At 67.0% G+C, this 11,709-nt stretch carries 10 protein-coding genes; 4 read left to right on the forward strand and 6 right to left on the reverse strand.

What is annotated here, in order from left to right; translation table 11 throughout:
• The first annotated feature begins 6 nt into the window (after nt 1-6).
• Nucleotides 7-1,044, forward strand: coding sequence for a Gfo/Idh/MocA family protein (locus LK540_RS03435; protein WP_229435624.1), 1,038 nt, complete (start codon nt 7-9; stop codon nt 1,042-1,044).
• Between the two features lie 337 nt (nt 1,045-1,381).
• On the opposite strand, the gene LK540_RS03440 is transcribed toward LK540_RS03435, so the two are convergent.
• Nucleotides 1,382-2,554, reverse strand: a complete 1,173-nt coding sequence (locus tag LK540_RS03440) for a site-specific integrase (protein WP_229435625.1) — start codon at nt 2,552-2,554, stop codon at nt 1,382-1,384.
• 123 nt (nt 2,555-2,677) lie between these two features.
• On the opposite strand from LK540_RS03440, the gene LK540_RS03445 reads away from it, so the two are divergent.
• Nucleotides 2,678-3,280 (forward strand): nicotinamidase, encoded by a 603-nt coding sequence (locus tag LK540_RS03445; protein ID WP_229435626.1) that lies wholly within the window; start codon nt 2,678-2,680, stop codon nt 3,278-3,280.
• A gap of 92 nt (nt 3,281-3,372) precedes the next feature.
• On the opposite strand, the gene LK540_RS03450 is transcribed toward LK540_RS03445, so the two are convergent.
• The 4 genes from LK540_RS03450 to LK540_RS03465 form a co-directional block, all read right to left on the reverse strand.
• The gene (locus tag LK540_RS03450; protein ID WP_374041315.1) at nt 3,373-4,773 is read right to left on the reverse strand and encodes an amino acid permease; all 1,401 of its coding nucleotides are present in this window, start codon (nt 4,771-4,773) and stop codon (nt 3,373-3,375) included.
• Nucleotides 4,774-5,076: 303 nt separating this feature from the next.
• Nucleotides 5,077-6,849 carry a thiamine pyrophosphate-requiring protein gene (locus LK540_RS03455; RefSeq protein WP_229435627.1) on the reverse strand — a complete coding sequence of 591 codons (1,773 nt, stop codon included), beginning with the start codon at nt 6,847-6,849 and terminating at the stop codon, nt 5,077-5,079.
• Between the two features lie 93 nt (nt 6,850-6,942).
• The gene (locus tag LK540_RS03460; protein ID WP_229435628.1) at nt 6,943-7,332 is read right to left on the reverse strand and encodes a DUF2784 domain-containing protein; all 390 of its coding nucleotides are present in this window, start codon (nt 7,330-7,332) and stop codon (nt 6,943-6,945) included.
• A 13-nt stretch (nt 7,333-7,345) separates the two neighbouring features.
• Nucleotides 7,346-9,844: an alpha/beta hydrolase fold domain-containing protein gene (locus tag LK540_RS03465; protein WP_229435629.1), complete on the reverse strand. Its 2,499-nt coding sequence runs from the start codon at nt 9,842-9,844 to the stop codon at nt 7,346-7,348.
• A 151-nt stretch (nt 9,845-9,995) separates the two neighbouring features.
• Between LK540_RS03465 and LK540_RS03470 the strand changes: the two genes are divergently transcribed.
• A complete protein-coding gene (locus LK540_RS03470) occupies nt 9,996-10,457 on the forward strand; it encodes a DUF411 domain-containing protein (RefSeq protein ID WP_374041316.1) in 462 nt (153 codons plus the stop codon).
• A gap of 105 nt (nt 10,458-10,562) precedes the next feature.
• The gene (locus LK540_RS03475) at nt 10,563-11,006 is read left to right on the forward strand and encodes a hypothetical protein (protein ID WP_229435630.1); all 444 of its coding nucleotides are present in this window, start codon (nt 10,563-10,565) and stop codon (nt 11,004-11,006) included.
• A 167-nt stretch (nt 11,007-11,173) separates the two neighbouring features.
• On the opposite strand, the gene LK540_RS03480 is transcribed toward LK540_RS03475, so the two are convergent.
• Nucleotides 11,174-11,683: a pyridoxamine 5'-phosphate oxidase family protein gene (locus tag LK540_RS03480; protein WP_229435631.1), complete on the reverse strand. Its 510-nt coding sequence runs from the start codon at nt 11,681-11,683 to the stop codon at nt 11,174-11,176.
• Nucleotides 11,684-11,709 lie beyond the last annotated feature (26 nt).

The raw sequence follows: 11,709 nt of genomic DNA on the forward strand, positions 1-11,709 counted from the left end.
GCGGCCATGGCAAGGACCATTCGTTGGGGCATCCTCGGTACGGGCGGTATCGCGCGCGCCTTTGCCCAGGCATTGCGCGACACGCCGGACGCGCAATTGGTGGCGGTCGGTTCGCGTACGCTGGCGTCGGCCCAGGCATTTGCAGACGAGTTCGAGGATGAATTCGGCGTGGCGGCCTGCCCATCCTACGAGGCGCTGGTGGCGATGCCGGAGGTTGACATCGTGTATGTGGCCACGCCGCACACCATGCATGCGCAGAATGCCCTGCTTGCGCTTGGGGCCGGCAAGCCGGTGCTGTGCGAAAAGCCGTTTGCCATGAACCTGCGCGAAGCCGAGGCCGTCGTCAGCCTGGCGCGCAGGCGCGGGCTATTCCTGATGGAAGCGATGTGGACGCGCTTCATGCCGGCCCTGGCCGAGGTGCGGCGCCTCGTCGACGCCGGGGAAATCGGCGAGGTCGCCCTGGTGCAGGCCGATTTCGGCTTTGCCGCCACGCGCGATCCCGAACACCGGGTCAACCGGCGCGAGCTGGGCGGCGGCGCGCTGCTCGACCTCGGCATCTATCCGCTGTCGATCGCCATGGCGCTGCTGGGGCCGGTGGAGAGCGTGCGCGCTGGGGCACGCATGGGGCCGACCGGGGTCGATCTCAGCACCGGGTTCACGATGCTGCACCGGGGCGGGACGGTGTCGGTCTCGAACTGCTCGCTGCGCGCCCGCACGGCGTGCGAACTCAGCATTTCCGGCGAGCTCGGTTGCATTCGGATGGAAAGCATGTTCCACATGGCGCGCGCGATCAGCGTCACGGCGGCCGATGGCAGCACGCGCCGCATCGCCACGCCTTTTTTGGGTAACGGCTATGTGCACGAGGCGATGGCCGCCGGCGATGCCCTGCGCGCCGGGCTGCTGGAACATCCCCTGATGACCCACGAGGAGACGCTGGCCGGCATGCGCGTGCTGGACGAGATCCGGACGCAGATCGGCTTGCGCTATGCGGCCGATGGCGAGGACGGGCGTGTCGGCCGCCTCGGCACAGTAACCGGTAACTAGGCGACAGGCGCCCGGGCGCGCGCTGCCGGTCACCGCGCGAACATGCGCCGGCATCCGGCAGCGCGCACTACCGCTCGCCGGGGCGACGATCGACTTCAATACGCGGATTGCCGGTCACCGATGCAACGATGAACTCGGCTTCACGTGCTCAAAACCGGTCACCGAGCCACTGATTACCGAGCTGTCCGGCGCCAGGACGCTGATCGCCGGGCTGCTGAGCTCCGGGGGCAAAGATCAACCGGCTGCTGAGCTCCGGGGGCAACGATCACCGGGCTGCTGAGCTCCGGGGGCAACGATCACCGGGCTGCTGAGCGCCGGGGAAACGACCGTCCAGGTGTCAACCGCGTGCGCTACCGGTCACAGAAGCGATGATCTCGTCATGGCGCTCATTGTCGGTCTTATGCAGGTAAGCCGCAGTGGTGGCGATGTTCGCGTGGCCGGCGGTGTCCTGCAGGGTCTTCAGTTGCACGCCGTTGTTGGCGTGGTTGGTCAGCATGCTGTGGCGCAGCCAGTGCGCGGAGGCGTGGCGCAGGGTGGCGGCGGTGTCGCTGTCGCCGTCCCGGGCCGCGCGGGCGGCGGCCTCGGTGAAGATGCCCTTCAATGCCTCGGATGCGGCTTCGTCGCTCAGGCGCGTGACTTCGCGGCTGCGGCTCGACAGCACCAGCGGGGTGCGGTCGACGCGCGCCGTCTGCGGCGGCAAGCCATAGGCTTCGCGGTAGCGCCGGAAGGCGGCGAGCATGTCGTCAGGCACCGGCAGGCGGCGCGGCTTGTTGCCCTTGCCGAGCACGTCGATCCACCAGCGCCCGCCGCCTTCGGTATAGATGGCGCCCATGTTGGCGCTGACGATCTCGTTCAGGCGCGCGCCGGTATGGGCGAACGCGATCAGGAGAAAGCGGTCGCGCTCGCGGCGCCGCTCGGCAGCCGGCGAATCGGCGAGGCGGTTGGTGACCGTGTCCAGGGCCAGGGCAATGGCTCCCGGCGTGAGGTAGCGCGTAATGCGGCTGGCAATCGGCGTGCGCACGTTGCGCACCAGGGCGCCGGGATTGCGGCGCAGGTAGCCGGTTTGCTCGGCAAAGGCCAGTAGCCCCTTGACCGCGATCATGGCCTGGCGCCGGCTCGGGTCGGACAGCGGCCCGCTGAACGGACGGTAGCGGGGGTCGCTGCGCGGCCACTTGGTGGTCGAGATCCAGTCCGGCGGCGGGTTGCGCAGGAAGTCCTTGTAGGCGTTCAGGTCAGCCACGTTCAGCTGGGACAGGGTTTTTTTCGCTTCTTCGCGGCACCAGGTGAGGAAGCGGAACAGTTCCTTTTGCGAATTGGCGATCGAGGCCGGGGTGAGTTCGCCGTTGGCGATGAACTCGCGCGCGATCTCGATGTCGGTTTGCGCTTCGGTGATCGGGTCGTCCGCGACACGGAACATCTTGACGCCGAGCCGGCCGCTGGGACCGGCGGCAGCCAGGACTTCGGTGTCGGGACGTGAGGGGCCGAGGTCGATGGGAGCGAACTTTGTCATGGTGAGGCTCAAAAATACTGTATTCATATACAGTATAACATTCGGCCAACATCAGGCACAGCCCCGTCGCTGCCGTGCTACCCTGTCCGCTTGATGTGTATCCATACAGGGAGGCCTGCTTTTATGAATCCGATCCGTCTGCAAGACAGCGATGCCTTGCTCGTCATCGACATGCAATACGACTTTCTGCCCGGCGGCAGCCTGGGCGTGCCCGAGGGCGACCAGGTGCTGGCGCCGGTCAACGAGGCGATGGCCAGGTTTGCCGCACTCGGCTTGCCGGTGTATGCCTCGCGCGACTGGCATCCCGAAAACCATTGTTCATTCGCCGAGCGCGGCGGCCCCTGGCCTCCGCACTGCGTGGCCGAGACCCGTGGTGCGGCGTTTTCCGAGGAACTGGCGCTGCCGGCCAACACGGTGATCATCTCGAAAGCCGACAGCGCCGATGCCGACGCCTATTCCGCCTTCAACGGGACCGCGCTGGCTGAGCACCTGCGCCAGCACGGCGTCAGCCGCGTCTTCGTGTGCGGCCTGGCCACCGACTACTGCGTGCTGAACACGGCGCTCGACGCCCGCACCGAAGGTTTCGAGACCGTGATCCTGCCGGAAGCGATGCGCGCGGTGAATGTGCAGCCGCAGGATGGCGAACGCGCGATCGCGCAGATGCGCCAGGCCGGCGTCACGACGGCGACGCTGGCCGAGCTGGGCGAGGTCGCCGCCGCGGCCTGAACCTGCCCGTATCGACCATCGCGGTCAAGGTCACAAACAAAAACGGCGCCCGTCGGATTGACGGGCGCCGTTTTCACGTCAGCCTGGAATGATCAGGCCTTGCTGTTGTTCAGCAGCGAGCGCTGGCGGGCGTAGCCGAAGTAGACGACCAGGCCCAGCGCCAGCCAGACGGCAAAGGCCACCCAGGTATGCCAGCTCAGGAAGGACATCAGGGCCACGCAGAAAATGATGGCCAGGGCCGGCACCACCGGGACGCCCGGGCAACGGAAGGCGCGGTGCAGGTCCGGACGCTTCTTGCGCAGGATGATGACGGCCAGCGACACCAGCGAGAAGGCGGCCAGGGTGCCGATGTTGACCAGTTCGGCCAGCACGCCCAGCGGCACGACGGCGGCGATCAGGCCGAAGATGATGCCGACCATCCAGGTGGCGAAGTACGGGGTGCCGTATTTCGGGTGCACTTCCGACAGTTTCTTCGGCAGCAGGCCGTCGCGCGACATGGCGTACAGGATGCGGGTCTGGCCGTAGGCCATGACCAGGATCACGGTGCTCATGCCCAGGATGGCGGCCAGGTCGACGAAACCGGCAACCCAGTCCTGGCCGGCGTATTGCAGCGCCAGCGACACCGGGTGGTCGACGCCCTTGAAGTTCATGTACGGAACGATGCCGGTCATGATGCCAGCGACCACCACGTACAGGATGGTGCAGATCGCCAGCGAACCGATAATGCCGATCGGCAGGTCCTTGGACGGGTTCTTGACTTCTTCCGCCGCCGAGGTCACCGCGTCGAAGCCGATAAAGGCGAAGAACACCAGTGCGGCGGCGCTCATCACGCTACCCATGCCGAATGGCATGAAGGGCTGCCAGTTATCCGGCTTCACGTAGCTGACGCCGACGAAGATGAACAGCAGCACGACGCCGGTCTTGATCAGCACCATGATGTTGTTCACGCGCGCCGATTCGCGCACGCCGAGCGAGAGCATGAAGGTCAGGACCAGCATGATCAGGAAGGCCGGCAGGTTGAAGATGGTATTCACGCCCGGGATCGCACCCGGCGCGGCGCGCAAGGCTTCCGGCAGCACGATGCCGATTCCCTTCAACAGCGACTGGAAATAGCCCGACCAGCCGACTGCAACCGTCGAGGTCGCCAGGCCGTATTCGAGCAGCAGGTCCCAGCCGATCATCCAGGCGACGATCTCGCCCAGGGTCACGTAGGAATAGGTGTAGATCGAGCCGGCCACCGGCACGCTGGAAGCGAACTCGGCATAGCAGAGCGCGGCAAAGCCGCAGGCAATCGCGGCGATGATGAAGGAAAGCGTCAGCGCCGGGCCGGCCGTGACCGCGCCGGTACCGGTCAGCACGAAGATACCCGTGCCGACAATTGCCCCGATACCCATCAGGATCAGGTCCATCGGTCCGAGGACCTTCTTCAGCCCGCCAGGGGTGCGGGCGTCCGCCACCATGGTATCGAGGTTCTTCGTCCTAAAAATACTCACTACGTGTTCTCCTGTTATGCATTGTCGTCTCCTCCTGGAAGGCCGCCGCTGTCACTGGCGCGCCCTCACCGCTTCCCTGCAGACCTGCTGTCGTTTGCCGGCTCGTGTCGTGCTCGTCTTGTACGCATGCGCACCCTGGCCGCCCGTGCATGCAGCAACATGCGCGGGAGCACAGGATACGGTCATCATCGGAACGGGGGAAAGCGCCTGCTTAACTGCCAGGCGCCAATCGGTTCACATGTTCAGCCCTGCGTCTTTACACGCAGCCGCGAAAAGCGATAACAATAAGCCAGCACATCCGCATTATTGCTCCGGCAACCCCTGTTGAGCAAGCGCCCGCCGAACGGCATCGGCTTCCGGCTCGCCTTTTTCGATGGCCTCGTAGTATTGCTTGGCCTGGGAACGGGTGATATGGGGCGGCAAAGGCGGGATATTCGCCTCGCTGACAATGTCGAGCACGAAGGGTTTATCGGCGGCGAATGCCGCGTCCAGGGCCGGGCCGAGCTGGTCCGGACGTTCCACGCGCGCGCCGTCGAGCCCGAGCAGGCGCGCATAGTCGGCGTACGCCACGTCGGGCAATTGCTGGGAGGTTTCGAACTTCGGTTCGCCTGCCATGCCGCGCTGCTCCCAGGTGACGAAGTTCAGGTCGCGGTTGTTCAGCACCAGCACGATCAGGCGCGGGTCGCCCCACTGCTGCCAGGTGCGGGCAATCGTGATCAGGCCATTCATGCCGTTCATCTGCATGGCGCCGTCGCCAGCCAGCGCCACCACCAAGCGTTCGGGATAGGCCATCTTGGCGGCAAACGCATACGGCACCGCCGAGCCCATCGTGGCCAGGCCGCCCGACAGCGAACCCAGCATCCCCTTGCGGGCGCGGATGTCCAGCGCATACCAGGAGGTCGAGGAACCCGAGTCGCCGGCCAGGATGGCATCCTCGGGCAGGCGCTGCGACAGTTCCCAGAAGGCGCGCTGGGGATTGAGCTCAGGCGTTTCCTGCATCGCCTTCTTTTCCAGCAGCTGCCAGCTCTTGCGCACATTCTCTTCGATGCGCTCCTGCCAGCCGCGCTCTTCCTTGCGCTGCAGGAGCGGGATCAGGGCGCGCAGGCTGGCCTGGGCGTCGCCGATCAGGTTGCTCTCCATCGGATAGCGCAGGCTGAGCATCTTGCCGTCGATGTCGATCTGCACGCCGCGCGCCTGGCCCTCCTCGGGCAGGAATTCGGAATACGGGAAGCTGGAGCCGACCATCAGCAAGGTATCGCACTCATTCATCATGTCGAAGCTGGCCCGGGTGCCGATGATGCCGATCGAGCCGGTCACGAAAGGCAGCTCGTCGGGCACGACCATCTTGCCGAGCAGGGCCTTGGCGATGCCCGCCCCCAGCAGCTGGGCCACCTCGATCAGTTCGTCGGCCGCACCATGCGCGCCGGCACCGGCCAGGATAGCCACCTTCTTGCCGGCGTTCAGGATATCGGCCGCCTCCTGCAGGGCCGCTTGCGGCGGCACCCCGGCGCGCGCCATGCTGCCGATGCCCGTGACGATGCTGCCGTGCTCGCGCGGCGGCTCGGTGACGGCGTCTTCGTCCTGCAGATCGGACGGAATGATGATGCAGGTGACGCAGCGCTCGGTACGCGCGATGCGGAAGGCGCGGTCGACCAGGTGGCGGATCTGTTCGGCGGTGGTGGCCATCTGCACGAAGGCGCCGGCCACGTCCTTGAACAGGGTGACCAGGTCGACTTCCTGCTGGAAGTGCCCGCCGAGCGAGGCGCGCTTTTGCTGGCCGACGATGGCGACCACCGGCTGGTGGTCGAGCTTGGCGTCGTACAGGCCATTGAGCAGGTGGATGGCGCCCGGGCCCGAGGTGGCCATGCAGACGCCGACCTCGTCGGTGTACTTGGCGTGGGCGCAGGCCATGAAGGCGGCCATTTCCTCGTGGCGGGTCTGGACGAAGTCGATGCGGTCCTGGCGCCGCATTGCGGCCAGGATGCCGTTGATGCCGTCGCCGGGGTAGCCGTAGATGCGGCCCACGCCCCATTCGTCGAGTCGTTGCAGAAGGAAATCGCCTACCGTCATCGTCATGAATCTCTCCTGGAATGGCCCGGGCAGCGGGCCGGATGCACTACGGACGAGCATAGCACCGAGGCCGCCACGCGCCCGCACGTTACCCTGCGTTCACGTGCGGCCCCGCCCCTGCCGCGCCCGCCACATCGGCCGCAGGACGATCCAGCCGTACAGGAGCAGGTTGACCCCGACCACGCCGGCGGCCAGCGCCAGCTGCAGTTCGCGCGTCAGGCTGCCGGGATAGATCAGCGGCAGCAGATAGTGTTCGACGAAGCTTTCGCCATAGCCGGCCAGGCCGGCGCGCATGCGCAGCAGGTTCTCGAGCGTGGTCAGCGGGCAGCCGCTTCCGCTTGCCTCGATATAGAAGCCCCAGGCGGAGGCCGGGAGGTGCAGCCAGGCCAGGCGCGGCCAGCGCGCCACCAGCAGCGCGCCGAACACGACGAAGAGCACGAAGGCAAGGTGCAGCAGCAGGACGGCGGCAGCGGCGGCGGAAAAGGCCATGGGGTCCTCGAAATCAGTCGGCGGGCGCCTCCTCCACGCGCGCTTGGGCAAAGGCGGCCAGGTGGCCGATGGCGTGCGCCGCCGAGCGCAGGTAGAAGGCCTGCAAGTGGAATACATGCCAGCGCCCGGCGTATTCCTCGAGTTGGCATGGTACGCCGCATGCGCGTGCATGTGCAGCCAGGCGCCAGGCATCGTCGCGCAGGATTTCCTGGTCCCCGACCTGGACGAGTATCGGCGGCAAGCCCGCCAGGTCCTGGGTCAGCGGCGCATGGACGCCCGCCTCAAGCGGACTAGCGTACCAGGCGATGCCCTGCGCAACCCAGGAACGGCGCACCATCGGGTCGATGCGGGCGTTCGCTTCGACTGAGGGACTCGACAGGGAGGGATCGGTCAATGGCGAGATGAGCGCCAGCCCCGCCGGCAGGGCCAGGCCCTTGTCGCGCAGCGTCAGGGCGAGTGCCAGCGCCAGCCCGCCGCCGGCCGAATCGCCGGCCAGCACGATCCGGTGGGCGGGGGTGCCGCTGTCCAGCAGCGCCTGGTAGCAGGCCAGTGCATCGTCGAGTGCGGCGGGATACGGATGTTCGGGCGCCAGCCGGTAATCCGGCGCCCAGACGGTGATGCCCGCGTCGCGCGCCAGGCGTGTGGTGATGCTGCGGTGGGAGGCAGGATTGCCGAGGCAAAAGGCGCCGCCGTGCAGGTAGAGGATGGCGCCAGATCCTTGTCCCTGAGCTTGTCCCTGCGGGATGACGGCTTCGGCTGGCTTTCCACCCAGCGCGCGGCGCACCCGCCGCACCCCGCGCACGCCCGGCATCAGCGGCGCGAGACAGGCGACCAGGGCCCGTTGCAGGCGCGGGCCGGCGGGCGGTCCGATCAGGGGCCGGAAGCAGGTGCGCAGGAACAGGCGCTGGAAGCCGGCCTGCAGGCGTTCGCCTAGTCCGGGCGGCGCGGCAATGCGCAGGCTGCCGGGTTCAGTCGGCAAGGGCGAGGCAAAACGGTAGGCAGCCAGGCTGGCATGCCGCGCCAGCCAGCGGTAAGTAAAGCTGAAGCCGGGCCAGTTGGTGACGTTACGCCCCTGGCGGTCGAGGTACCAGCTGTGGCAGCCATTCCACACCGTCCTGTCCAGATGCCGGCGCAGCCGTGTGTTGAAGCCGTGGTGCACCGCCGGCTCGACCTCGACCGTGGTGGAACCCGTCGTGCGCAGGGCATCCAGGCAGCGCATCACGTGGGCTACCTGGCTTTCGAGCATGTAGACGATGGAATTGTGGCCCAGGTTCGTATTCGGCCCATACAGCATGAAGAAGTTCGGAAAGTGCGGCATGCTCACGCCCAGGTAGGCTTGGGCGCCCTCGCGCCAGGCCCGGTTCAGGTCGACCTCGGCACGGCCCTGGATCGCCATCGGGGCCAGGAACTCGGTGGCGGTAAAGCCGGTGCCGTAGATGAGGATGTCGGCCTCGTGCAACTGTCCCGACGCCGTTTCCACGCCCGCTGGAACGATGCGGCGGATCGGCTCGCTGACCAGTCGCACCGCCGGATGGGCCAGGCTGGCCAGGTAGTCGTCGGAGAGCAGGACCCGTTTGCAGCCGATCGGATAGTCCGGTGTCAGGCGTGCGCGCAGCGCCGGGTCGGCCACGTCGCGCGCCAGCATGCGCCGGAAAGGCTGGCCGACGGCAAGTTCCATCATGCCCTTGAAGCGGGTAAAGGCCAGCGCGCGCGACTCGTATTTTGCATAAATCAGGGCGCGGTGCAGGCGCATCGCCAGCGGCAGGCGCCGGAACAGGCGCCTGCACCAGTCCGGGTAGGCGCGGTCGCCGCGCGGCTTGAGCCAGGCCGGCGAGCGCTGGAACACCAGCAACTCCTTTACCTCGCCGGCAATGGCCGGGATGAATTGGGTAGCCGAAGCCCCGGTGCCGATCACCGCCACCCGCCTGCCGGCCAGCGGCAGCGCATGGTTCCAGTGCGACGAGTGGAAGGCGGCCCCGGCAAAGCTGTCCATGCCGTCGATCCGCGGCAATGCCGGCCGGCCCAGCAGGCCGATGGCGCTGACCAGCAGGCGCGTGTGCAGGCTGTTGCCGTCCTCGAGTGTCACTTCCCAAGTGGCGCTGGCTTCATCGTAGCGGGCGCGATTGACCTCGCGCTTGACGCGCAGATGCGGGAGCAAGCCGAAACTGACGCTGCAGCCGCGCAGGTAGGCCAGGATCTCGGCCTGGGTGGCAAAGGTGCGCGGCCAGTCGGGGTTCGGCGCGAAGGAAAACGAATACAGGTGCGAAGGCACGTCGCAGGCCGCGCCGGGATAGCGGTTGTCGCGCCAGACCCCGCCGATGTCGTCGGCACGCTCGAGAATGAGGAAGTGCTTGATGCCGGCGCGCAGCAAGGCCCGGCCCATGCAGATGCCACCGAAACCGGCGCCGATGACGATGGCGTCGAACGGGGACGCCGGGGTGGTCTTCGGGATGCTTGACTCGTGGAAGATGCCGGTGGCTGCCGGGCCGCCGGCGGGAGGATGCGAGGTCATGCCGGGGTCTCCAGGTGAGCACTGCGCGACGTTGGATACGTTTCCGTAAAGATACTACGAATGCGGGCATGGCGGCTTGCCGGAGAGCTGGTGTAGGATGCCGCTTGCCGGCCCCCGCTTTCATGGCGCCATCGTGTCAACTGGAGAATCCATGCCTTCCCGAACCGCCCTGTCTTTCCTGCTGCCGCTCCTGTTCGCCCAGCCACTCCCGGCAATGGCTGCCCAGCCCGCCCAGCCCGCTCAGCCCGTTGTTGAGGTCTACAAGACCGCCACCTGTGGCTGCTGTAAACAATGGATCAGGCACCTGGAAGCGAACGGGTTCAGCGTCAAGGCCCAGGACGTGGCGAATCCGGGCGACTACCGCGCGAAGTTCGGGATCGCCGACGAGCATGGCTCCTGCCACAGCGCCAAGGTGCAGGGTTATGCGATCGAGGGGCATGTGCCGGCGTCCGACATCAAACGCATGCTGGCCACCCGCCCGCAGGCGGCCGGCCTTGCGGTACCGGGCATGCCGATGGGGTCGCCAGGCATGGAAGGCGCGCATAGCGAGCCGTACGAGGTGTTGCTGGTGAAGAAGGATGGAACGACGAGCGTCTACAAGCGCTACCGCTGACGCTTGGGTCCTGTCCTACAGCGGCGCCGCCAGGATGCCGATGGCGCCCGCCGCTGCGCTTGGCATAATCGGATATTCATGCAACCAGGATGCGGGAGGACGACGATGAATGCAGGGACGACGAACGGACCGGGGCAGAATGATGCTACCGATAGCGCCGCGATCGGCGTGGGTGGTGTGACCAGTGGCCAGGAAGGGGCAACGCCCAGCCATGAAACGCAGCAGGAAACGGGTGGCAACGGCGGTGAGCAATTGACCGCAAGCCAGGGCAACGGCGAGGAAGCGGCAGTGGCCGAGGCGCGGGATGCGGCGGCGCAGCAGGATGGAACGCCCGCGGCGGCGCCCGGCGCGGCGCCAAACCCTGCGGAGCCGGATGAAACCAGCATGCACAGCGGTGCCCGTGGCGCCTTCGATACCCGCTCCGGCCAGGCCGGCGGTACGGGCACCGGGATCGGCTCGCCGGAAAGCGGCGCCAACCAGTCGCCCGAAGACCTGGCGCCGCCTGCCGGCGAGACGAATCCGGTGCCGCCCGGCGGCCACAAGGCTTAGGTCAGCGGTAAGGCCTGGGCCCGGTTCCGGCAAGGTCCAGGTCCGTTCCAGCAGGTCCGGGCCTTTCGGCAAAGCCAGCGCGCTCCGGCAGGGCCGAGGCTCCGTTCTGGCGCGGCCAGCCGGCGACCAGCGCCGCGACGCGGACGCCGGCCCTGCCCTGGCTGGCCTCAGTTATCCAGCTTGATCGTGCCGTGCTCGCCGGGATCGACGTCCGGCGTGGTGCCGGTCACGGCCGCCTTGGCCATCTGGAACAGGCGCACCATCTTGCTGTCGTTCGAATCCCAGTATTCGGCGCTGTGCGGCGCCACGCGCACCAGCACCACGTGCTCGTCGTCGGGGCCGTGCGGGAACCAGGCCTGGACCATCGGGTTCCACAGCGCACGGATGCGCTCGCGGTCGACCACGCGCTCGGCGGTGCCGCTGATCGACACGTACAGGCTGTCCTCGGGCTGGGCGAAGCTGACGTTGACCTCGGGCTGCATCGCGATGTTCTGCCACAGCGGCGTATGGATCGAGGTGTAGAACCAGAGTCCGCCCTCGGCGTCGGTATCCTGGTTCGTCATCGGATGGCTGATCAGGTGGCCGTGTTCGTCGACGGTCGTAAACATGGCAAAGCGCATCGAGCGAATCTTGTCCGCCAGTGCAGCGGCCTGGACGGAAGCGTTCGTTGTGGACATGGCATACCCTTCAAAGTTGTCTGAAG

Origin of the sequence: Massilia sp. IC2-278 (assembly GCF_020708045.1) — a bacterium.
Classification (GTDB): Bacteria; Pseudomonadota; Gammaproteobacteria; order Burkholderiales; family Burkholderiaceae_D; genus Telluria.

Excerpts from the sequence above, each read along its gene's own strand:
- LK540_RS03445 (WP_229435626.1), top strand. The coding sequence starts at position 2,678 with ATGAATCCGATCCGTCTGCAAGACAGCGATGCCTTGCTCGTCATCGAC.
- LK540_RS03465 (WP_229435629.1), bottom strand. The coding sequence starts at position 9,844 with ATGACCTCGCATCCTCCCGCCGGCGGCCCGGCAGCCACCGGCATCTTC.
- LK540_RS03460 (WP_229435628.1), bottom strand. The coding sequence starts at position 7,332 with ATGGCCTTTTCCGCCGCCGCTGCCGCCGTCCTGCTGCTGCACCTTGCC.
- LK540_RS03435 (WP_229435624.1), top strand. The coding sequence starts at position 7 with ATGGCAAGGACCATTCGTTGGGGCATCCTCGGTACGGGCGGTATCGCG.
- LK540_RS03455 (WP_229435627.1), bottom strand. The coding sequence starts at position 6,849 with ATGACGATGACGGTAGGCGATTTCCTTCTGCAACGACTCGACGAATGG.
- LK540_RS03480 (WP_229435631.1), bottom strand. The coding sequence starts at position 11,683 with ATGTCCACAACGAACGCTTCCGTCCAGGCCGCTGCACTGGCGGACAAG.
- LK540_RS03470 (WP_374041316.1), top strand. The coding sequence starts at position 9,996 with ATGCCTTCCCGAACCGCCCTGTCTTTCCTGCTGCCGCTCCTGTTCGCC.
- LK540_RS03440 (WP_229435625.1), bottom strand. The coding sequence starts at position 2,554 with ATGACAAAGTTCGCTCCCATCGACCTCGGCCCCTCACGTCCCGACACC.
- LK540_RS03475 (WP_229435630.1), top strand. The coding sequence starts at position 10,563 with ATGAATGCAGGGACGACGAACGGACCGGGGCAGAATGATGCTACCGAT.